Raw genomic sequence first — 22360 nt, 5'->3', positions numbered from 1 at the left:
GACAGTAGCCATGCTCCAAAAATTGTCGATCTATGAAATTCACGACGAACGCTTTCGGCAGCTGATCGTGGCCAGTGCCGGACTGGAGGAACTTTACGGCGAATGCCGTTGGGCGGAGGGGCCTGTTTGGTTCGCCGACCTCAACTGCCTGATCTGGAGCGATATTCCCAACCAGCGCATGTTGCGCTGGGTGCCAGACGGCGGTGTTTCGGTTTTCCGTTTCCCTTCCAATTTCGTCAACGGCAATACGCGCGACCGCCAAGGCCGGCTGATATCCTGCGAACACGGCGGCCGACGCGTGGTGCGGACGGAGGTCGACGGCACGCTCACCATTCTGGCAGACCGTTATCAGGGCAAGCGGTTGAACTCCCCCAATGACGTCGTGGTCCGCTCCGACGGCAGTATCTGGTTTACCGACCCTACCTACGGCATCAAGTCCGACTATGAAGGCTATCGAGCAGAACCCGAGCAAGCTACCCGCAACGTCTATCGGCTGGATCCGGAAACCGGCGCGCTCGAAGCCGTGATAACCGACTTCGGCCAGCCCAACGGGCTCGCCTTTTCGCCCGATGAAACCAGGCTCTATGTCGCCGATTCCGCTTCAAGCCACGACCTGACCGCGCCGCGCCACATCCGCGTCTTTGACGTTGTCGGGGAGATGACCGTCGCGAACGGAAGGGTCTTTTGCAGTCTCGATAACGGCCTGCCCGACGGCTTTCGCATCGACGTGCAGGGCAATCTGTGGACCAGTGCCGGCGACGGCGTCCATTGTTTCTCTCCCGAAGGAACCCTGCTCGGCAAGATCCTGGTGCCGCAGACGGTCGCCAATCTCACCTTCGGCGGCCCCCGTCGCAACAGGCTCTTTATTACCGCCACCACATCCGTCTACTCCGTCTTCGTGGCGACGAATGGCGTGACTCTGGGCTGACTACTCGGCCGCCTTGTTGCAGCGGGAGGTTCTCGCCTGCGGGTCAACCCAGCTTTTCGGCACAAATCGCGTAACGGTGCTGGGTAGCCCGCTCGAGCCCTTTCAAAAAGCTGAAATTCTTGCGTTGGCTTCGGTGGATCGCTCCCAAACCTGTATCGACGGTAATCTTCTCGAAACCCGCTTGCCTGAGCAGATCCACGACTGCATCGGCCCGAGCCCCTTGCGAAAAATGGACCCGCGACAGAATGCTCTGGTGCGTCTGTGTCAGCTCCGCCGTGTGAGGGCCATTCTGCTGCCCGCTCTCGCCGAAGCCCGCCTTCGCCAGCCACACCGACAACTTCTTCGCCAAACGCGATACCAGACTCGGATTGACGAAGTCACCGTCGATGATCAACAGCTTGCCGGACGGCTTCAGAACCCTATGCCATTCACGAAAGCAGGCCAGGGGATCGACAAGCGTCCAGACGAGATGACGGTTGATGACCACGTCATAGGTCTCGTCGGCTTCCATGGTGCGCTCAGCATCACCGACCAGGAAGCGGATCTGCCGGCCTCGGGTCTTGGCTTTGGCCCTCGCCCGCTCCAGCATGGCTTCGGACCAATCCATCCCGGTCACCTTGAAGCCGAGGTCGTCCATCAGATGCGAGACGACTGCGGTTCCACAAGCAAGATCTAGCGCGACTTTGCCCCTACCGTCTCCGAGATGCTTACGCAGAAGCGCGTGCCACGCTGCCCGCTCCTCCTCCGAAAAAATCTCATGTCCAGGCTGCGTATCGAAGGTCTCGGCTCTCAGGGACCAATAGGCTTTGATTTCATCACGCAGGTCATGGTTATGCAGGGCAGTCTGGTTGAGCATCGCGAAATCTCTTGGACGAGTCGAATTAGATTGGAAGACTTCTAAAAGATATTTCTTGACGGATAAAGTCATGAAAACATAAATCGCCGTTATTAACACCTACACAGGAGAGGAACCCCGTGTTGAAGCTCAAGATGGCGGCCGGTGCCGCCACGGTTATGCTTGCAGTTTTGCCAACGATTGCCACGGCTGCCGAAAAGATCAAGGTCACAGACATCTCCGGCCGCGAGGTCGAGGTGAGCGTGCCGGTCGAGCGCGTGATCCTGGGCGAAGGCCGGCAGATCTACTTCACGGCTGCTCTCGATACCGATGAACCCTTCAAACGCGTCGTCGGCTGGCGCGACGATTTCAAGAAGGCCGATCTCGACGGCTACAATATCTATCTGAGCAAGTTTCCGCAGATGGCAAAGATCCCCACCTTCGGGGGCATGAAGGATGGCACGTTCGACATCGAACAGGCCGTCGCACTGAAGCCGGACGTGATCATTATGAACACCGAGGCAAAATCAGCCACCGAGGAAAGCGGCTATATCGAAAAGCTCGCCAAGGTCGGCATCCCGCTCGTCTACATCGACTTCCGGGAAAAGCCCATGGAAAACACCGATGATTCCATGCGTATCATCGGCAAGTTGTTTGGCAAGGAAGAGCGCGCTGAGGAATTCGTCAAATTCCACGACGAGCAGATTGCCCGAGTAACGGACAAGCTCGAAAAAACAACCGATCTGAAGAAGCCGGTTGTCTTTATCGAGCGCGCCGGCGGCTATTCGGACGATTGCTGCATGTCTTTCGGCAACGAGAATTTCGGCCGCATGGTGGAACTCGCCGGTGGAACCAACATGGCGAAGAGCATCATTCCGGGCACCTTCGGCACGGTTAATCCCGAGCAAATCATCGCCTCCAATCCCGATCAGGTGATCGTGACAGGGTCGAATTGGGAGCTTTACGTTCCCGGCGGCGCCTGGGTAGGCGTTGGTCCGGGCGCCGACAAAGCAAAAGCTCAAGAAAAGCTCGCTGCACTGATGAAGCGGCCCGCCTTTACCGGCATCAAGGCAGCGGCAAACGGCAATGTGCATGCCATCTGGCACCAGTTCTACAACAGCCCGTATCAGTTTGTTGCTGTGCAGCAGATCGCCAAATGGCTGCATCCCGAACTGTTTGCCGATCTCGATGCGGATGCAACCTTCAAGCAGCTGCACGAACGTTTCCTGCCGGTCGCCTACAACCCCGGCTATTTCGCGTCGCTGAAGGCGGGCCTCTGATATTTGGTAAACCCAAGGGGCCGGCGGTGCCAACCGCCGGCCGCCAAAGGATAGAGTAATGATCATCACATGGTTTATTCGGGCGCTTGTCGTCCTGTTTCCGTTTCTGGCCAGCTCGGCTCTTGCTGTTGAAATCACTGACGTCGCCGGCAGAACGGTCGATATCGACTTACCTGCCAAACGCGTGATCGTCGGAGAAGCGCGCCAGGTCCATGTGATTGCCGCCTTGCGCGGAGATAGAACCTTCGACACGATCGTCGGCTGGCGCGACGATCTCTTGAAGAAGGATCCCGACAGCTATCAGGCCTATGTCGAACGCTTCCCCGAAATCGCCAATCTGCCGCAGTTCGGTTATGTGCCCCAGGGCAATTTCGACCTTGAAACCGCGATCACTCTTTCCCCGGATGTCATCACCTTAAATCTCGAAGCCGCCAAGGTGGCCAAGGAGAGCGGCTTCGAAGACAAGGCGGCCGCAGCCGGCATCAAGGTCGTCTATCTCGATTTCCGCATCGATCCAGACAAGAATACGGAACGCTCAATCGACATACTGGGCAAGTTGTTCGGAGCGAGCGACAAGGCCGAAACCTTTAAGACCTATCGCAAAGCCCAGATCGCCCGCGTCACCGATCGTCTGGCGGTCGTCAAGGATCTGAAGCGTCCGAAAGTATTCATCGAACGGTCTCCGGGCATTTCCGGCGAAGACAGGTGCTGCCGCACATTCGGTCCCTATAATTTCGGTGCCATGGTCGATCAGGCGGGGGGCCAGAATATTGCGGACGGGATCATCGGGACGACCTTCGGCGATCTCAATCCCGAGCAACTGATCGTCTCCGATCCGGACCAGGTCATCGTCACCGGTTCCAACTGGGCCGCCGAATCCGACATCAATCAATTTGTCGCGGTCGGCCGAGGTGCCGATCTCAAAGCTGCGCGCGAACGTCTCGCCAACCTGATGAAGCGAACCCCCTTTCCCGAGGTGAAAGCCGTCAGAACCGGGCAGGTTCATGCCGTCTGGCACCAATTCTACGGCGCGCCCTACGAGTTCATTCCGATCCAGCAATTCGCCAAGTGGTTCCATCCGGAACTGTTTGCCGATCTCGATCCGGAAGCGACTTTCATTGAGTTTCACCAGAAATTCCTGCCTGTCACCTACAAGCCCGGCTATTTCGTCTCGCTGGAAAAAGGACTGAACTGATGGCCGTCTTGATTCAGCAGCAATCTGTTGTCGAAGGGGGCCGGCGCTACCGGAGCCTTGCTGCGCGGAGAATCTTGATCCTCTGCTGTCTGCTGGCGGCGCTCGCGCTTAGCATCGCCATCGATATCGGCCTCGGTCCAGCCCGATATTCATTGGGTGAGGTACTGGCTGCGATCTTCACGCCAGGCACAGTACCGAACCAGCTTCGTGTCGTGATCTGGGATATCCGCATGCCGATCGCGTTGATGGCTGTGACCGTAGGCGCCTGCCTCTCGGTCGCCGGCGCGCAGATGCAGACGATCCTCGCCAATCCCCTCGCCAGCCCCTTCACGCTGGGAATTTCTGCCGCAGCCGGCTTCGGCGCAGCTCTGGGCCTCGTTGCGGGTGTCGCGGTCTTTCCGGCGGCCGTACAGTACATGGTTCCCATCAACGCCTTCCTAATGGCGATGGCCGCCTCGCTCTTCATCTACGGCGTGTCGACACTCAGAGGCGTTACCGTCGAGACAATCGTTCTGCTCGGCATCGCTCTGGTCTTTACCTTCAATGCACTTCTGTCGCTGCTCGAATATCTCGCATCCGAACAGGCGCTTGCCGCCGTGGTCTTCTGGACCATGGGCTCGCTCACCAAGGCCACGTGGAGCAAGGTCGCCGTCACCGGAGCGATACTGGTCGTCGTCATTCCACTGTTTGCCCGCAATGCCTGGGCACTGACGGCGCTTAGGCTCGGCGACGAGAAAGCCTCCTCCTTCGGCGTCAGCGTCAGAAGGCTCCGTTTGGAGACGATGATGCTTGTGAGCCTGCTTGCAGCCATTCCGGTTTCCTTTGTGGGTACCATCGGCTTTGTGGGACTGGTCGGCCCGCATATCGCGCGTATGCTCGTTGGTGAGGATCAGCGGTTCTTTCTGCCGGGTTCCGCCATCTGCGGGGCCTTGTTGCTTTCGGCAACTTCGGTCGTATCAAAAGTGCTGATCCCGGGCGCCATTTTGCCGATCGGCGTTATCACGGCCCTCGTCGGCGTGCCCTTCTTCTTCTCACTGATCTTCACCAACAGGAGGCGCGCATGGTAAGCATCGAGCTTTCCGGCGTCGGAGCGCGCTATGGTCGCACTCACATCTTCGCCGACATTACCACCGGACCTATCGAAGGGGGTCATTTGACCGCCGTGATCGGACCGAACGCCGCCGGTAAATCCACCCTGTTCAAGCGAATCGCCGGCCTGCTCAAAGGCGACGGCGTCGTCGAAGTCAGCGGAGAGGAGGCCTTGTCGCGGCCGGTCTGCTATATGCCCCAGGATACAGGCGCCAACGCGGTCCTGACCGTCTACGAATCCGTGCTGCTTGCCGCAAAGCAGGGCTCGGGCTGGCGCGTTGCCGATCAGGATCTCCACGGCATAGACGAGATCCTTCATTCGCTCGGCATCACGGACCTGGCATTTCGCGATCTCGGCGCTCTTTCAGGTGGACAGCGCCAGCTGGTTGCGATCGCACAGGCCCTGGTGCGCAAGCCGCAGGTTCTTCTGATGGACGAACCCACTTCGGCGCTCGATCTCTTCCGGCAGATCGAAGTGCTGCAGTATATGCGCGGGCTTGCGCGAAAAAGCGGGATTGCCGTGTTGATCGCACTGCATGATCTCAACCACGCCATGCGATACTGCGATCATACCATGGTCGTCGCCGACGGCCGGCTCGTAGCCAACGGGCCTACAGCGGAGGTCATTACCGCATCGCTCCTGAGTGACGTCTACCGGGTGAGCGCCCGTATCGAAACCTGTACGCATGGGCGCCCACTGGTGATTGTTGACGGCACTGCCTGAGGCCGATCCCACCGCGACGCAGCTGCCCACCCGTCGTCTTGAGATGGGGTGCATTTACCGAAAAATCGGGCAGCTCTCGCCGCCGCGTATTCTTGAGCGGGTGAGGAAGCGTCGTTCCCGGCCGTTATCAAGCGAGAACATGCCCCCGCGGCCCTGGACGACGTCGATGATCAATTGGGTGTGCTTCCAGGCTTCGTACTGGCCGCCGCTGATATAGAAAGGCACGCCGCCGATTTCGCCAAGCCGTACGTCGTTTTCGCCGATACGAAACTCGCTCTTGGGATAGCACATGGGGGACGATCCATCGCAACAACCGCCCGACTGATGAAACAGGATATCGGGGTGATCCTGCTGGATCTCCAAAATGAGATCGAGGGCCTGCTGCGTCGCCAGAACCGGCGCTTCGTTCTCTGACTCGGCCATCTTTCTTTCCCTCCGCGCCGCAGAAAGGAGAGCCCCAAAAGGATGGGGCTCCCGACGATTGAAAGACGCTCAGAAGAAGCCGAGCGCCTTCGGGCTATAGCTCACCAGCATGTTCTTGGTCTGCTGGTAGTGATCGAGCATCATCTTGTGCGTCTCGCGGCCGATGCCTGACTGCTTGTAACCACCGAAGGCAGCATGGGCGGGATAGGCGTGGTAGCAATTGGTCCAGACACGTCCCGCCTGGATCTCCCGGCCAAAATGGTAGGCACGCATACCATCGCGGGTCCACACACCGGCGCCAAGACCGTAGAGAGTGTCATTGGCAATTTCCAGAGCTTCCTTTTCATCCTTGAACGTCGTGACCGACACGACCGGACCAAAGATTTCCTCCTGGAAGATGCGCATCTTGTTGTGGCCCCGGAAGATCGTCGGCTTTACATAATAGCCGCCTGCGAGGTCGCCGCCGAGATCATTGCGCCCGCCACCGGTCAGCACCTCAGCCCCCTCCTGTCTGCCGATATCGAGATAGGCAAGAATCTTTTCCAACTGCTCGTTGGATGCCTGGGCTCCGATCATCGTCGCGGCATCGAGGGGATTTCCCTGTTTGATCGCTTCAACGCGTTTGATGGCCTTTTCCATGAAACGATCGTAGATCGATTCCTGGACCAGCGCGCGGCTCGGGCAGGTGCAGACCTCGCCCTGGTTCAACGCGAACATGGCAAAGCCTTCAAGCGCTTTGTCGAGAAAGTCGTCGTCTTCGGCCATGACATCGGCAAAGAAGATGTTGGGCGACTTGCCGCCGAGTTCGAGCGTGACCGGAATCAGGTTCTGGCTGGCATATTGCATGATGAGCCGGCCGGTCGACGTTTCGCCGGTGAAGGCAATCTTGGCGATCCGGTTGCTGGTGGCGAGTGGTTTCCCCGCTTCAAGCCCAAAACCGTTGACGATGTTGAGTACGCCAGGAGGCAGAAGGTCGCCGACGATCTCCGCCCATACGAGGATCGATGCCGGTGTCTGTTCGGCAGGCTTGAGGACGACGCAGTTGCCGGCGGCAAGTGCCGGAGCAAGTTTCCATGCCGCCATCAGGATCGGGAAATTCCATGGAATGATCTGGCCGACGACGCCCAGTGGCTCGTGGAAATGATAAGCAACCGTATCGTGATCGATCTCGCCGATCGAACCTTCCTGCGCCCGAATGCAAGAGGCAAAGTAGCGGAAATGGTCGATGGCAAGGGGAATGTCGGCTGCCATGGTCTCACGGATCGGCTTGCCGTTGTCCCAGCTTTCCGCCTGGGCCAGAACCTCAAGCTTGTCCTCCATACGCTGCGCCATCTTCATCAGGATGTTGGCGCGTTCCGTGGTCGAGGTGCGCCCCCACTTGTCCTTGGCGGCATGGGCGGCATCGAGGGCCGCATTGATGTCCTTCTCGTCCGAGCGCGGGATCTCGCAAATCGTTCCACCCGTGACAGGCGTGATATTGTCGAAATACCGACCGCTAATCGGCTCCCGCCATTCGCCACCGATGTAATTGCCGTATTTAAGCTTGAACGGAGATTCGATAATTTTCTGATGCAGCATCTGATCCTCCCAGGATAACAGGTTCATCCCGAACCGAAAGAGAATCTGCCTTTCTTTCCGTAGATGTGACAGAGGCGGAACATCATACCGCAGTGCACAGTGTCGCAAATCTGCGACAGATCGTCAGGCAATCTGCAGCAATCAGTGCAAACCGAACCTGTTGATCTTCCGGTGCAGCGTCGCCCGGCTCATCCCGAGGGAAAGAGCAGCCTGGGTCACGTTTCCATTAGCCCTGGATAAGGCGCGTAGGAGAGCTGCACGCTCGGCCTCCCTCAAGTCCTGCCGCTCGGCGCCTACGCCTTCGCCAAGAAGGTCGGCTGCGCAGATGCCCGCATCTATGCGCTCGTCATCGAGTTCAAGAGCGGAGCGCGCCGTCCGGGTGGCGCCAAGCACCATGTCGCTCTTGTCGACAGCAAGCAGCGCGGACATCGTGCCGGTCGGAGTTGGAAGCACGACGAAACGGGCTCCCGCAAAAGCGTGACGGAAGAGGTTAAGTTCGATCCGCATGGCCGTATCGCGGACGGTCTGCGAAATGATCGAGAGGGTGGTCTCATTGAGGTCGTCGCGGCAAGTCGAGACGTCCAGTGCTCCGGCCAATTGGCCACGTGAATCGCGGATCGGGGCGGTCGTGCAGCTGAGGTTGATTGTGGAACTGAAAAAATGCTGGTCGCGAATGATGGACACGGCCCGATCATCGGCAATCGCCGTGCCGATGCCGTTCGTGCCGATGCTGGCTTCGGTCCAGATCGAACCAGGCCACAAGCCAATGTCGTGAAATTCCTTGTCGTCGGCGGCGACGCCGCGCCTTTCAAGCGCTATGCCCTCGTGGTCGGTCAGGAGCAGGCAACATCCGGCCTTGCCGACGGTTTGGAACAATAGATCCAGTTCATCTACCGCCTGGGCAATCAGTTCTTGCGATTGCGCGCGCACCAGGCGCAATTCCTGCTCCGTCAGGCGGAGAGGCAACCTTTTTTCTTCGGGCGCGAGACGGTGGACCGTCATGCAGCGTCGCCAGGAGGCCACAACGCGCGAGCTGGCGGCAGCCGATTGCGCGGACACATAGACCTGATCTGCATGCGTGACATGCTCTTGCATCGGCTCCTCCCACCGAACGGTGCCTCATTCTCGTTTTAAAAGCATGGCGCCGCAACTGGCCTAAGGTCTAAGAAGACTTGGCTTTTGCGAAAAGTAAGTATGACAAATCGGACTCGAACGAAAACGGGGAGCCGAGCAGGTTCTCAGTGAAAGGAACCAACAAGCCGCTTGACGTGGAGAGATTGCAGCACCGCATTCTTCCGCACAATTGGAATAAACTTCCTCGAAGAATAAGCCGGGAAAATCGAGAGTACGGTACAGATTACCGCATGTCGCACCGGCTTCAGCACCAAGAGGAATATCATGAGCCTTCGTATCAACGACATCGCCCCGGACTTCACGGCAGAGACCAGTCAAGGCACGATCCATTTCCATGAATGGATCGGCGATGGCTGGGCCGTCCTGTTTTCGCATCCGAAAAACTTTACCCCAGTTTGCACGACGGAACTCGGCACCATGGCCGGCCTCGAAGGTGAATTCAAAAGGCGCGGCGTGAAGATCATCGGCATCTCCGTCGATCCGGTCGAAAGCCACGCAAAGTGGAAGGGCGACATCAAGACGGCAACCGGCTTCGACGTCGAGTATCCATTGATCGGCGACCGAGACCTCAACGTTGCCAAGCTTTACGATATGTTGCCGGCCGGTGCAGGCAGTTCGTCGGAAGGCCGCACCCCGGCGGACAATGCCACAGTCCGCTCCGTCTACGTTATCGGCCCTGACAAGAAGATCAAATTGATCCTCACCTATCCGATGACCACCGGCCGCAATTTCAACGAGATCCTGCGCGCGATCGACTCCATCCAGCTGACCGCAAAACATCAGGTTGCTACGCCCGCAAACTGGCAGCAGGGAGATGATGTCATCATCACGGCTGCCGTATCGAACGAGGACGCCATCGCCAGGTTCGGCTCGTTCGAGACGATCCTGCCTTACCTGCGGAAAACCAGGCAGCCCGCCGCTTAACCGGCCTTCACCTCGGTTCGACGACCCACGCGAGCTACTGCGTGGGCTTTCCCCTCCTTTTCGTGAGCCGACCACCAGACGCGGCGGAGAGACTGCGTCTTGTTGCATGCGGTCGCGGTCAGTATCAGCCGAGCCGCATCTCGGTCTGCTGGTCGAAGAGGTGTAGGTGGGACGGATCGAACCGCAACCCTATCACCTCGCCGGATCGGATCGCTGCACGGCTATTGAGCACAATGACGAGTTCCGGCTCCGTCGCGGTGGTGATGTAAGTGCTGGCGCCCGTGGTTTCCACGGCGCCGACGGGCAGACGCAGCATCGCGTCCGCATCGCCGGCAAGTTCGAAATGCTCCGGCCGAATACCGACCAATAACGGCTGGCCCGCCTGGACGGGTCTTGTCAAAGGAATCGCCTGCGGCGCCTCGAATTCGAGGCGGAGAGACTTTCCATCGGCCCCGGACGACGCAGGCACGAAATTCATGGCAGGCGAGCCGATGAAGCCGGCAACGAATTTGTTCACCGGACGATCATAGAGATCCAGCGGCGCGCCCTGTTGTTCTATGATCCCTTGACGCATGACGACCACATGATCGGCCATGGTCATCGCCTCGATCTGATCGTGGGTAACGTAGACGGACGTTGCCTTGAGCCGATCATGAAGGGCGCGGATCTCCTTGCGCATATGCACGCGCAACGCAGCGTCCAGATTGGACAATGGCTCGTCGAACAGAAACGCTTTAGGGTTGCGGATAATCGCCCGGCTCATCGCCACGCGCTGGCGTTGACCGCCGGAGAGCTCTCGCGGATACCGGCCAAGAAGGTGGGAAAGGCCCGTCGTCGCTGCGACCTCCTCGGCCTTGCGCTTGGCCTCGGCCTTATCGACACCCCGGATGCGAAGACTATAGGTGAGGTTCTGTTCGACCGTCATATGCGGATAGAGCGCATAGGATTGAAAAACCATGGCAAGGTCGCGCTTGCGAGGCGGCACCCCGTTCATCTTCGTCCCGGCAATGACGAGGTCGCCGCTTGAAATCGTTTCAAGGCCAGCCAATGAACGCAGAAGCGTGGATTTCCCGCAGCCCGATGGTCCGACCAATGCCACAAACGCGCCTTTGCGGATCTTCAGGTCGATATCCCGCAGCGCATGGTAGGCGCCGTAATATTTGTTGATACCCGTCAGCTCGATCTGGTGCACGGTCATTTAAGAGCTCCCGACGTCAGGCCGGACACGATCCGGCGCTGCAAGAGGACGAAGATGGCAAGAATCGGGGTCACATACATCGCCGCATAGGCCATGATATTGTTCCATTCGTTCGTATTGGGCCCCATGAACGAGTTGAGCCCCACGCTTGCCGGCTGATATTCGATCGCCTGGATCATAGACTTCGAGTAGACGAATTCGCCGAAAGCCTGCATGAAAATCAGAATGGCGCTGACGAGAATGCCGTTGCGCGCAAGCGGCAGAACGATATGGAAGAAGGCTCCGAAGCGGGAATTTCCGTCGACAAGCGCGGCTTCCTCGAGCTCCATCGGCACGCTCATGAAGGTCGCGCGCACCAGGACCACAAAGAACGGCATGCTTTTGGCCGCAATCGCCAGGATGACAGCAGTGCGCGGGTAGTCCAGGAGACCTATTTGCGAAAATCCGACGAAGATCGGGGTGATCATCAGCGAGGCCGGCAGTACCTGCAGCATCAGGACGAGGAACAGGCCGGCATCCACCCAGGCATTACGGTAACGAGCAAGCACATAGGCGCAACCCGTTCCAAGAACGGCGATCATCGACACCGCCCCCGAGGCGATCACCACCGAATTCCAAAGATAACGGCCGACGTTTCGGCTCTCCCAGACCGAGCGGTAGATGCTCCATTGAGGATCGGCGGGCCAGAAGGACGGAGGCGAGGCAAACATCGCCGAGCCTGTTTTGATCGCCGTCACATACATCCAATAGAGTGGGAACAGATAGACCGCCGCCAGCAGAACTGCGATGATCAACATGATCTTGTCGCGCAAGGCCCAACTCATCCGCGTACCTCATGGCGCGTGGAACGCACATAGACGACCGAGGCGATCATCACAAAAACGATCATGATGACCGATATCGTTGCGCCTTGAGCAAAATCGTATTGTCGGAAGGAAAGATCCCAGGCCCAATATTGTGCCACATTGGAGGAATTGTTCGGTCCTCCGGCGGTGATCGCAGCAAAAAGGTCGAATTGCTGCAGCGTGAAGATCAGCCCCAGCGAAATGATAGCTCCGATCGTCGAACGCATCATCGGCAGGGTGATGGTGAAAAAGCGCTGGATGACATTGGCTCCGTCGAGCTCTGCCGCCTCGTAAAGATCCTGAGGTATCGTCGACAACCCGACCGAAAGAAGGATCATGTTGAAGGAAATGCCAAGCCAGATGTTGGCAATGACGACCGCCCACAGCGAGAAATCAGGGTCGGAGCGCCAAAAAATATGTCCGGTGATGAGGCCGGATTCCCGCAGCAAATAGTTCAGGACGCCAAAATCGCCGGACAAGATCCAGTTCCAGATGGCGCCGACCACCAGGCCCGGCATGACCCAGGAGACGAGAAAGAGGCCGCGCATCCAGGAGGCGCCTGGAAAGTTCGTCCAGAAGAAGAGCGCGAGCGCAAAACCAATGATGAACTGGCCGGCGATCGAGGCGATAACGAAAAGCGCGGTGTTTTTGAGGATCGGCCAGGTCTCCGGCATGGAAAATAAGGTTGTATAGTTCTTGAGCCCAACGAACGGTCGAAAGATCGTGCCGAGGCTGAACATGTCCACTTCCTGGAAGCTCATGACGATATTGTAGACAAGCGGCAGGCCCGCCATCGTGAACAGGAAGATAAGCGGCACCGACACCAGGGCTATGTCGAAGCCACGCCCGTCGCTGACGGAAAGAAGCAGTCTCTTCATGTTTCCTCCAGATCGACATTCAACTCCGGTCCGGAGCCGCAAGGACTGGCCACTGCGGCCCCGGCCGGGAGGAAGGAAAGCGGCTAGCGAAGACGCCACCTCAGCATCAGCCGAGCACCGCCTTGATCTTCTGGTCGGCCTGATCGAGCGCCTCCTTAGGGCTCATCTGGCCTGTCAACGCGGCCTGGATGGCATCTTGAATGGCCTTGGAAATTTTCGGCCAGGCCGGATGCGGGCCCCGCGGCTGGGCATATTGCAGCTGCTCCTGGAAGACCTTCAACGCGGCATCCTTCAACGGCTGACCGGTCGATGGAATAGCAAGATCCGAGCGGGCCGGCAGTTGGCCGAAATCCTTGAACATCCGATTGTCCTGCGACACGAAATATTCAAGCACCTTGAAAGCTTCCTTCGGGTGTTGCGTTTTTGAAAAGATCGCCCAGTTGAAATCGCCCATGGCCGACGAACGCTTCGAACCCGCTTCCGGAAGCGGCAGGAGTGCCACACCCCAATCGAACTTCGCCTCCTTGACCATGCGGTCCAGCTCCCAAGGGCCGGAAATCGCCATGGCGGCATTGCCCGAGTTGAAGGTGCCGGTGGAATCCCATTGGCTGCGGGTCAGCGTGTCGCGAGATGCAAGTTTTTCGTCGATAATCGTCTTCCAGATTTCCAACGCCTTGACGGCTCCCGGCGCATTGATCTTGTCGTAGCCGCCGCCGCCCATCTGCGCCCAGGGGAGGAACTGGAACGTGCCCTCCTCGTTCGCCTTCGCAGAAAAGGTGATGCCGTAGACGTTTTTGGCCGGGTCGCTCAGCTTGCGGGCTGTATCGACCAGTTCGTCCCAGGTCTGCGGCGGCTTGTCAGGATCAAGCCCTTTGGCGCGGAACATATCCTTATTGTAGTAAAGCGCGATCGTGTTGGTCGCCTTCGGCACGCCAAAATATCGCTCCTTCCACATCACCGACTTCAACGGACCGGGGTAATAGTTGTCAGGCTTGATCACGCTCGACTGGGCAATCATATCGGTCAGGTCGAGGAAGGCGCCACGCGATGAAAACAGGACGTGCTCCGGGTTGTCGACGGCGATGATATCCGGCGCCTGCCCGGTCGAATAGGCTCGCATCGCCTCGCTCACAACGTCATCGAACTGGATCTGACGGTATTCGACGGTGATGCCTGTCTTCAGGTTGTTGAAATCCTTGATGAGGTTCGGTGCCGGCTGGATGTCGCGGTCAAGCGACCAGACAGTAATCTTCACCTCCTCGGCACGCGCCGAGGTCCAAAACGTCGACAGGCTTGCGACCGCAAGCGCGCCGATCAGGGCCAATTTACGAATATCCATGCTCTCCTCCTTCAGGTTGTACTCGCTGCGAATGCCTCCTCCAGGTCATCCGGCAAGAGAGGCTGCGTCAGGCTGGATCGATGACAAAGTCACCGCCCCGGCAGGACTTCAAATAGTTCAGTGCATGTACTTGGCCGGTCATCTCGAGCGCATCGCGATAGACCGGATCGTGCCACCCCTCGATATCGATCGATCCCGTCCACCCCGCCAGTCGCAGTTCGGAGATGACATCCGTCCAGTTGGTATCCCCGAAGCCCGGCGTGCGCATGAAAACGAAAGGATGTTTGCCGAAAATTCCGTGTTCGCGGATGACGTCCCAGCGGATCGTCGCGTCCTTGCCGTGGACATGGAAGATCTTCGCAGCCCATTTGCGGATCTGCGGCAGCGGCTCGATCAGATAAACCATCTGATGGCACGGCTCCCATTCGAGACCGATATGATCATCCGGCGTTTCGTTGAAAATCAGTTCCCAGGCATCCGGATTATGGGCAATGTTCCAGTCGCCCGTTTGCCAATTGCCATCCATGGCGCAGTTTTCAAAGGCGATCCTGATCCCCTTGTCGGCAGCCCGCTTGGCAAGTTCGCTCCATATTTCGCGGTAACGCGGCAGGCTTTCCGGCAACGGCCGCCCGCGCAGCCGGCCGGTGAAGCCGGCGACGCATGTGGCGCCAAAATGATGGGCGTTGTCGATGCAATCCTTCCAACCCTGCAGCGTATGCAGATCCATTTCCGTTTCTTCCAACGGATTGCCGAACATGCCTATGGTCGAAATGGTGATGTCGCGGTCGCCGATTGCCTCGCGGCAACGCTTGCCAAGGTCACCCACGTTCTGGCCGTTGGTCGTTTGCCAGAAGAAGGGCTGGAAGCTCTCAAAGCCAAGATCAGCGATCTGGCCGATCCGTTCGGCGGCATTGCCCTTCGTCGCGCTGACCATTGTCCCGATGCGAATAGACTTGGCTGGATTGCTCACGTTGAAACCTCATGCTTGGATGGCGACAGGCTGGCCGGTTTTTGCGCTCTCGATTGCGCCAAAAACCATGGCCAGGCTCTTGATATTGTCAAAACCGGCGGTCTCCGGAGGCCGACCGGATCGGATCGACTCCAGAAAGCCAGAAATCACGCTGGCATGACCATGGGTCTCTTCCTCATGTGGCGCAGCCGGCACGTCGACAGTACGATGCCCCCGCAGTAGGCCGGGTTCGTCGTCGGCAACCGTGGCATCGAAGCTTTCCTCACCGTCCCAGGTGAGCATGCCCTTGGATCCGACCAGCCGCCAGGAACTCTCCCAACTCGTCCGTCGCCCCTCGGCGCACCAGGAGCCGCGATAGGTGAAAACCACCTCGTCGCTGAAGCGGAAGACCGCGTTTGCCGACGCTCCATGCGCATACCACGAGCCCGGCGGATTGGTTTCGACACAGTAGACGGATTTCGGGTGTCTGCCGCTGACAAACCGCGCAGCATCGAAGGTATGGATCGCCATATCGAGAAGCAGCACATTGTCCATGGCTTCCCTGAACCCGCCAAAATGCGGCGCCAGGAAAAAGTCGCAGTGGATGCCGGACAGGTCACCGATGGCCCCGCTTTCAACGAAGCGCCGCATCCGGCGCACGCCTGAGATAAAGCGGCGGTTCTGCACGACCGCATGTATGCGCCCGGCCTCCTCGGCCAGCCGCACGAGCTGCTGGGCCTCATCGAGTGATGCAGCCATGGGCTTTTCGCTGAGCACGTGGCAGCCGTGTTTCAGGCCGGCTGCAACGACAGGCTGGCGTGCGGCCGGTATCACCACATCGAAGAGAATATCGGCATTCGTTTTCTCAAGCATCGCATCGAGATCGTTTCCGATTTCGACATCGCTGAGGCCGAAGGCTTCGGCAAGCGACCGGGCGACGGCAACATCCAGATCGACCAGACCGACGATCGTAACCGACCTCGCCAGGTCAGGTTGCATGGCAAGAGCCCGCATCCACCCGTGCGCCATGGCGCCACATCCGCATAAGACGGCCTTCAATGTCACGATCGTCCTCCAGCTGACAGAGGTGATGCTCCTTCACCATCTCCGTAAACGTTTACGATCCTAGTTGCGGTTTCCGTTCTGTGTCAATAGGGTTTCGAAAACGATTACGATCTGGTGGACAGAACAATGAAGGGCATTCGCCGGCTGGCAGAACATCTGGATGTTTCGATTGGCACAGTTTCGCGCGCCCTCAACGGCAAACCCGACGTCAATGAAGAAACCAGGCGCCGTGTTTTGGAGGCGGCTGAAAAGCTTGGCTATGTCGCCAACCAATCCGGCCGGGCTCTGCGCAAGGGCGCAACCGGCGTTATCGGTTTCATGATGCAGACGGGCCGGGAAATCACCGGCCAGGGCGACACCTTCTTCATGAGCGTCTTTGATGGCGTTCAAGCGGTGTTGGCGCGCCACAAGCTCGACCTCGTTGCACTTTTATGCTCCTCGGAAGAGGACCCGGACGATTACCTCAAGCGCATGGTCGCGCGCGGTTTTGCCGATGGCCTTATTTTGTCAGCCACGCGGCGCCACGATCCTCGTTTTGAATTTCTGGCGCGTCACCAAATCCCCTTTATCACGCTGGGCCGCAGTCTGACGGACGTCGGCCAGCCCTGGATCGATCTTGATTTTGAGGGAATGGCCGAGCAATCCGTCGAGCGGCTCGTCAAGGCAGGCCACCGGGAGATCGGATTTGTCTGGCCGCATGGCGAACTCAATCTCGGTTACGTGTTTATCGAAAGGTGCCGCCAAGCCCTCGCCCGTTTCGGGTTGATATTGTCTGAGCACCATATCTTCCGGACTACTCCGAGCGAAATGGGTGGTTACAAGGTGGCTCGGGACATCAAGACCATCGAACGCCCCCCCACCGCTCTCATCCTGGTCAATGAGACGCTCGTCACAGGACTTTACCGCGGCCTGGAGGAAGTGGGGCTGCAGCCGGGGCGCGATATCGCCATTATCGGTCGCCAAAGCCCGCAAGCACGTTTTCTGTCTCCCACTCTCACAGGATTCGACCTGTCGCTTCGCGACCTCGGAGTTGCCCTCGCCGAAGGGCTCTTGTCCGCAATGCCTGCCTATGCCGAACTTTATCCGAAAGCTCCGCGACAAAAACTGTGGCCGATGACGCTGATCGAAGGCGAAAGCGGCTGAAACTGCTTGCGCAGCACATGCCGAGGCGCAAATGTGCCAAGGTGGCGGCCCATTATCTGCCATGGCGGCAGACCGCCAGATCCGTTTTCAGATCACACCCCAAGCCCGAAACCTTCCCCTACCGGTCAGTTCTCGCAGCGAGAGTTCGGCGGCAATTTTCAACGCTCCCTGGGGGGTAACGCAGAGCGCCTCGGCGATCATGCCCGCAGACACCATTGGCGTGGAGAGGACGAGCTCGATCAGCTGAGGAAGCTTTGATGACTGCCGCCTGCCGGCGGCGCGATGCTGCATCTGCTGTTTTGCCAGGAGCAGCCGGTCGTGCTCTTTCGAGCCGAATTCAGCCGCCATCGTGATCGCGTCAAGAAATGCCTTCAGCCGCGTATCCCGGTCTCGGCTTGCCCGACGCTCGCGCGCGATCTGCTTCAGCCCGAGATTGATTGTTGCGAGATGCGCGCTGGTGGCTCCAATCTGCCGCAGGAGTGCGGCGGTCAACTGCCGACCGAGCCAGGGCGCATGCTGAAAGACCTGCAGGACGTTCCAAGCATCCAGCAGCAAAGCTGCCCTGAGCAGCGGCGGCAGGCCCTCCGTCTCCATGACGACAGACCGCCACTCCGCAAGCCGCTCGTCTTCATCCCAATCGGCCTCATAAACAAGGGGATCCCGGTCGCGTCGCAGCTGGGGCTCACTGGTTCTGGCCTCAGCAAGCAGCACCTCGCTTCGTGCCAGAAGCGCATCGATGGCAGCAAGATGGACGGCAAGCGGATCATCCTCGTCCCCCTCCTCGGATGAATGCTCATGCGTCATAGCTGCGGCGTTATCGGATTGATCGGTCTCGCCTCCCCTTCCCCTGAGGCAACGCAAGCCCTCGGTACTCATGGCCCATTCGGGCGGGTTAGAAAAAATTCGCCGACGGGTACGCAGGACGTCATGCGCAATTGTCAGTTCGTGGGTTGGCGCACGCACGCTCATGCCGGCATCGTAAAGCACCAGGTCCTCGAGCTGGACCAACTCTCCGTCGACCCACAAGGAAGCACATGCTTCGGAAAAATGGGTACGCGCCAACCATCCCGGCCCGACAGATGAACGGCTAATCCGCTCGTCCACCCGTGCCAGCGCCGAGGTCGCAGCGCATAAGGGCGTGAGCAGGTCCTGTAAGGGCAATTTGGATAATTCGTAACGCATTGAAAAAGCGTTATCTGATTTGCCTTTTGAAAGCTATAAGGGTGTTTGGTTTCATCACTGGGTGTTAACCATAATCGCCACCCACCCGGCGAATGATGAATATTGGGGTCGCCCGCATGAGCTTTGCCGAAGCGACGAACTCGACCGCCGCAGCGATGCACGAATCGTAGCCCTCATCATATCCGTGCTGGCTGATTCTGACTAGGCCGACCTTCCCAGGCAACATTGCACGCATCGATGATGGGCAACTCCACATATCGTCCTCCGCCAAATCACTGCGCCGGCTGCCGGAGCATCGATCCTCCCTGGGAGCAGAGATGACGACAGCGATGGCGCCATCATCGACAAAGACGCGGAGCAGCAGGAAGTCCTCCATGAGATTACCGCCTTAGATTCCGTTCCATCTTGGGGATGGCAGGACAACCCGTCTGCAGCCCGATCATGCAGTCCACGGATGACTTCCTGATGCATCAGATGACACTCGTTCACCTCGCAGTTCGGCATAAGCCGCGGCACCAACTTGGGCCCCACGTCACCTGGCAAAGACGCCCTTCAGCCCATGACTGCGATGCAGCGCCGGACTTGCCGGACTTTCCTTGGCAGAACCCACTTCTACCCTGAGCGCAAATGCGACCAACAGCCCGGAGCGACGTCTACGGGCAAGTCCGAGTTTGCCGAGACGACAACCTCGCTGGTTGGGACGTTCTAGTTCGAGGTCCGCGGGCCCCACAGAGAGTTCAGGGCCGAAGAGGAGATAAAGGCCTTATGCGCCAGCGCAGGATTGCGACACCAGCCAGAGATCCGCGCGAAGTTAGGCCGCCGCCCCGAAAGCTAGGCCCCTGCCTTCCGCACGTATCCAGACATACGCACCCTTTCGTACGCAGCAATGCAGTCCAGCCATTTCAACGGCGCCAAAGAGAGCCCCTCTTCTTACTGGCTCGCAATACGACCGGAGAACCCTGGTTCGGCCGACAGAACGAAGGATTGACGGCAGTTAGCCGCGGCTAACTGCCGAAACACAAGCGAGAGAGAAGACCGGGCCTCGCTTCCAATTCGTGGCGCGACCCTATCCGCCGCTCCGCGAATCTGATCTTCTCTCCAGGATGCGGCTCTCGATACGCGTATGAAACGCAAGTTAGCCGCGGCTAACCGCCGGCCCGGTTAGGGTGTCGTTAACCAAAAAACCCTTGCCAAATCGACAGAATCGGGTCTCTTTCATCAACTGCGGTAAAAAACGTTTTCCTCGCCCAGAACCGTAGTTTTAGAAATTAGGCGCTCAAGTAATGAAGCAAGCTGTTGAGAAGAATGCCGCTCCCCCGGTGGCGGACCTCAAGGGACTTATCCAGCATCATTCCGCTGCACTGTCGGCGCAGTTGCAGGCACACCATATGGCCGTCTTTCCGCCCAATGCGGAAAAGACAATTCGCAATTTCACGCCGGCTGAGACCGCCAAATTGATCGGCATCGGCGAGGGTTATCTGCGACAGGTCGCTGCCGAAATGCCGGATCTCGCAGCCAGCCAAACCGGCGGGCGCCGCAGCTATTCCGTCGAAGACATCCAGGCATTGCGCGTTCATCTTGACCAAGGCAGCAGGGGCGGGCGGCGATATCTGCCTCACCGCCGCGGAGATGAGGCGCTCCAGGTCATTGCTGTCATGAATTTCAAAGGTGGCTCCGGCAAGACCACCACGTCGGCGCATCTCGCCCAATACCTGGCCTTAAGAGGCTACCGCGTCCTTGCCATTGACCTCGATCCCCAGGCGAGCCTTTCTGCACTTTTCGGGCACCAACCCGAAATCGATGTCGGACCAAACGAGACGCTTTACGGAGCAATCCGTTATGACGGCGAACGCCGCCCGATCGCCGAGATTGTCAGGGCGACCTATATTCCGGACTTACATCTCATTCCCGGAAACCTCGAACTGATGGAGTTCGAGCATGATACACCCCGCGCCCTGATGAAGCGGCAAGTCGGAGACACCTTGTTTTTCGCAAGGATCGGGCAGGCGCTTGCTCAGGCGCAAAATCTCTATGATGTCGTCGTCATCGACTGCCCGCCACAACTCGGCTACCTCACGCTCTCGGCGCTGACGGCCGCGACATCCGTCCTTGTCACCGTGCACCCGCAAATGCTGGACGTCATGTCGATGAACCAGTTTCTGGCAATGACTGGCGATCTGCTCGAAGAGATCAGCAATGCCGGAGCACGCTCGGACTACAATTGGATGCGATATCTCGTCACTCGCTTCGAGCCCAGTGATGGGCCTCAAAATCAGATGGTGGCATTCCTGCGCTCCATATTCGGTGAACATGTGCTGATCCATCCGATGTTGAAAAGCACAGCGGTCTCCGATGCCGGGCTTACCAACAACACGCTCTTTGAAGTGGAGCGCGGTCAATTTACGCGCTCGACATACGATCGCGCGCTGGAGGCCATGAACAACGTCAATGCAGAGATAGAGACCCTGATCAAGAAAGCATGGGGGAGGGCCGCATGAGCAGAAAAGACGTTTTCGCCAATCTGCAACCCCCGGCGCCAGCCCAGCCGGAAATTCGGACAGCCAAAAATCGTTTGCGGCCGATCCTCGGTTCACCGGAATTGCTGGAGAACGGATCACGGTCGCCCGTTGGTGCCATCGGCCAATCCTTAAGCGAAGTGAACGACCGCAATCGCCGTGCCGAAGAGATCGAGAGGCGTTTGTCGCAGGGCCATGCGGTCATCTCACTGGATACCGCCGATATCGATCCCTCCTTTATTCCAGACCGTATGCCTGGCGCCAAGGAAGCACATGACCGGCTCGTGGCGTCAATTCGGGAGCAGGGGCAGCAAGTACCGATCCTGGTCCGGCCCCATCCGGAAATCCCAGGCCGCTATCAGGTCGCTTTCGGTCACCGCCGCTTGCGTGCCATCACCGAGCTCGGCCAGCAGATCAATGCCATCGTGCGCGAACTATCGGACGAACAGCTCGTCGTCGCCCAGGGGCAGGAAAACAACGAGCGCCAGGACCTTACCTACATCGAAAAAGCGCGGTTTGCGCAGCGGTTGCAGCAGCGCTTTCCCCGCGACGTCATCATGGCCGCCATGTCGCTCTATAAAAGCGACCTGTCCAACATGCTCTCAGTGGTGTCGCGGATCCCGGCCGAGCTTATCGATATGATCGGTCCCGCGCCATCGGTCGGAAGGCGCAGCTGGATGGAGCTTTCCGATCTTCTATCCACCGACAAGGTCGTAGACCGGGCCAGAGCCTTCCTGGAACGGTCCGAGATCGCCGAGTGGGAATCCGAAGACCGGTTCAAGGCGCTGATGGAGCATCTCAAGCCGCGGCCGCAAAAGGCCAAGTCGGATGTCTGGGCAACCGGCACAGGCGCTCGCCTTGCAAAGGTCACCCACAACGATACTCGCGTCGAAATTCTTATCGATCGAAGGGAGGCGCCGGAATTTGCGGCCTTCGTGCTCGATCGCCTCAAGGCTTTGTTCGAAGAGCATCGCTCTAAGAACTGAACAACACAGAACCAAAGCAGGAGCATCCAGCAAAAGAAAAAAGCCCCCGAACGTTACCGTCACGGAAGCTTTCCTCGTAGTCTCGACAGCTTCGAGAATCGCATTTCCGAGAATCACTGTCAAGAGTTTTGGCGCCTTTCAGGCGGGTG

At 58.6% G+C, this 22360-nt stretch carries 21 protein-coding genes; 9 read left to right on the top strand and 12 right to left on the bottom strand.

The window, feature by feature from the left end:
• Positions 1-10: 10 nt before the first annotated feature.
• Positions 11-928: an SMP-30/gluconolactonase/LRE family protein gene (locus tag EDE09_RS15935; protein ID WP_105370870.1), complete on the top strand. Its 918-nt coding sequence runs from the start codon at positions 11-13 to the stop codon at positions 926-928.
• Positions 929-971: 43 nt separating this feature from the next.
• On the opposite strand, the gene EDE09_RS15930 is transcribed toward EDE09_RS15935, so the two are convergent.
• Positions 972-1784, bottom strand: a complete 813-nt coding sequence (locus EDE09_RS15930; RefSeq protein ID WP_105370869.1) for a class I SAM-dependent methyltransferase — start codon at positions 1782-1784, stop codon at positions 972-974.
• Positions 1785-1942: 158 nt separating this feature from the next.
• Between EDE09_RS15930 and EDE09_RS15925 the strand changes: the two genes are divergently transcribed.
• Genes EDE09_RS15925 through EDE09_RS15910 form a run of 4 tightly spaced genes read left to right on the top strand, consistent with a single transcriptional unit; the run spans position 1943 to position 6051 of the window.
• On the top strand, positions 1943-3043 hold the full coding sequence (locus EDE09_RS15925) for an ABC transporter substrate-binding protein (protein WP_245422775.1): 1101 nt from the start codon (positions 1943-1945) through the stop codon (positions 3041-3043).
• 58 nt (positions 3044-3101) lie between these two features.
• Entirely contained in the window at positions 3102-4238 is a 1137-nt protein-coding gene (locus tag EDE09_RS15920) for an ABC transporter substrate-binding protein (protein ID WP_105370868.1), read from the top strand.
• The gene (locus EDE09_RS15915) at positions 4238-5305 is read left to right on the top strand and encodes an iron ABC transporter permease (RefSeq protein WP_105370867.1); all 1068 of its coding nucleotides are present in this window, start codon (positions 4238-4240) and stop codon (positions 5303-5305) included. The genes EDE09_RS15920 and EDE09_RS15915 overlap by 1 nt, the downstream gene beginning before the upstream one ends.
• Positions 5299-6051, top strand: coding sequence for an ABC transporter ATP-binding protein (locus EDE09_RS15910; protein WP_105370866.1), 753 nt, complete (start codon positions 5299-5301; stop codon positions 6049-6051). The genes EDE09_RS15915 and EDE09_RS15910 overlap by 7 nt, the downstream gene beginning before the upstream one ends.
• A gap of 54 nt (positions 6052-6105) precedes the next feature.
• Here EDE09_RS15910 and EDE09_RS15905 read toward each other — a convergent pair whose 3' ends face one another.
• The 3 genes from EDE09_RS15905 to EDE09_RS15895 all read right to left on the bottom strand — a co-directional run bounded on the left by EDE09_RS15905 (position 6106) and on the right by EDE09_RS15895 (position 9147).
• Positions 6106-6474, bottom strand: coding sequence for a DUF779 domain-containing protein (locus tag EDE09_RS15905; protein ID WP_105370865.1), 369 nt, complete (start codon positions 6472-6474; stop codon positions 6106-6108).
• A gap of 69 nt (positions 6475-6543) precedes the next feature.
• Positions 6544-8052, bottom strand: a complete 1509-nt coding sequence (adh, locus tag EDE09_RS15900) for an aldehyde dehydrogenase (protein ID WP_105370864.1) — start codon at positions 8050-8052, stop codon at positions 6544-6546.
• Between the two features lie 141 nt (positions 8053-8193).
• Positions 8194-9147 (bottom strand): GAF domain-containing protein, encoded by a 954-nt coding sequence (locus tag EDE09_RS15895; RefSeq protein ID WP_105370863.1) that lies wholly within the window; start codon positions 9145-9147, stop codon positions 8194-8196.
• Between the two features lie 303 nt (positions 9148-9450).
• On the opposite strand from EDE09_RS15895, the gene EDE09_RS15890 reads away from it, so the two are divergent.
• Entirely contained in the window at positions 9451-10110 is a 660-nt protein-coding gene (locus EDE09_RS15890) for a peroxiredoxin (RefSeq protein ID WP_105370862.1), read from the top strand.
• A gap of 124 nt (positions 10111-10234) precedes the next feature.
• Here EDE09_RS15890 and EDE09_RS15885 read toward each other — a convergent pair whose 3' ends face one another.
• From EDE09_RS15885 to EDE09_RS15860, 6 genes are all read right to left on the bottom strand, one after another.
• Positions 10235-11308 (bottom strand): ABC transporter ATP-binding protein, encoded by a 1074-nt coding sequence (locus EDE09_RS15885; protein ID WP_105370861.1) that lies wholly within the window; start codon positions 11306-11308, stop codon positions 10235-10237.
• Positions 11305-12132 (bottom strand): carbohydrate ABC transporter permease, encoded by an 828-nt coding sequence (locus EDE09_RS15880; protein WP_105370860.1) that lies wholly within the window; start codon positions 12130-12132, stop codon positions 11305-11307. Before EDE09_RS15880 ends, EDE09_RS15885 begins: the two co-directional genes overlap by 4 nt.
• Positions 12129-13031 (bottom strand): sugar ABC transporter permease, encoded by a 903-nt coding sequence (locus EDE09_RS15875; RefSeq protein ID WP_105370859.1) that lies wholly within the window; start codon positions 13029-13031, stop codon positions 12129-12131. Before EDE09_RS15875 ends, EDE09_RS15880 begins: the two co-directional genes overlap by 4 nt.
• Positions 13032-13137: 106 nt before the next feature.
• The gene (locus EDE09_RS15870) at positions 13138-14370 is read right to left on the bottom strand and encodes a sugar ABC transporter substrate-binding protein (protein ID WP_132411598.1); all 1233 of its coding nucleotides are present in this window, start codon (positions 14368-14370) and stop codon (positions 13138-13140) included.
• A gap of 67 nt (positions 14371-14437) precedes the next feature.
• A complete protein-coding gene (locus tag EDE09_RS15865) occupies positions 14438-15340 on the bottom strand; it encodes a sugar phosphate isomerase/epimerase (protein ID WP_132411596.1) in 903 nt (300 codons plus the stop codon).
• 9 nt (positions 15341-15349) lie between these two features.
• On the bottom strand, positions 15350-16384 hold the full coding sequence (locus EDE09_RS15860; protein WP_132411594.1) for a Gfo/Idh/MocA family oxidoreductase: 1035 nt from the start codon (positions 16382-16384) through the stop codon (positions 15350-15352).
• A 126-nt stretch (positions 16385-16510) separates the two neighbouring features.
• Here EDE09_RS15860 and EDE09_RS15855 point away from each other — a divergent pair, with 126 nt between their 5' ends.
• Positions 16511-17527: a LacI family DNA-binding transcriptional regulator gene (locus tag EDE09_RS15855; RefSeq protein WP_132411592.1), complete on the top strand. Its 1017-nt coding sequence runs from the start codon at positions 16511-16513 to the stop codon at positions 17525-17527.
• 87 nt (positions 17528-17614) lie between these two features.
• Here the strand turns inward: EDE09_RS15855 and EDE09_RS15850 are convergent, their stop codons facing one another.
• Both EDE09_RS15850 and EDE09_RS15845 read right to left on the bottom strand, forming a co-directional pair.
• Entirely contained in the window at positions 17615-18709 is a 1095-nt protein-coding gene (locus EDE09_RS15850; RefSeq protein ID WP_132411590.1) for an RHE_PE00001 family protein, read from the bottom strand.
• A gap of 64 nt (positions 18710-18773) precedes the next feature.
• Complete coding sequence (locus EDE09_RS15845; protein ID WP_132411588.1) at positions 18774-19085, bottom strand: hypothetical protein; 312 nt, start codon at positions 19083-19085, stop codon at positions 18774-18776.
• Between the two features lie 907 nt (positions 19086-19992).
• On the opposite strand from EDE09_RS15845, the gene repA reads away from it, so the two are divergent.
• The gene (repA, locus tag EDE09_RS15840; RefSeq protein WP_112800820.1) at positions 19993-21207 is read left to right on the top strand and encodes a plasmid partitioning protein RepA; all 1215 of its coding nucleotides are present in this window, start codon (positions 19993-19995) and stop codon (positions 21205-21207) included.
• Positions 21204-22211 carry a plasmid partitioning protein RepB gene (gene repB / locus EDE09_RS15835; protein ID WP_132411586.1) on the top strand — a complete coding sequence of 336 codons (1008 nt, stop codon included), beginning with the start codon at positions 21204-21206 and terminating at the stop codon, positions 22209-22211. The genes repA and repB overlap by 4 nt, the downstream gene beginning before the upstream one ends.
• Positions 22212-22360 lie beyond the last annotated feature (149 nt).

Source organism: Neorhizobium sp. S3-V5DH, assembly GCF_004343065.1.
GTDB classification, from domain to species: Bacteria; Pseudomonadota; Alphaproteobacteria; order Rhizobiales; family Rhizobiaceae; genus Neorhizobium; species Neorhizobium huautlense.
This window is presented reverse-complemented; position numbering and strand designations above follow the sequence as displayed.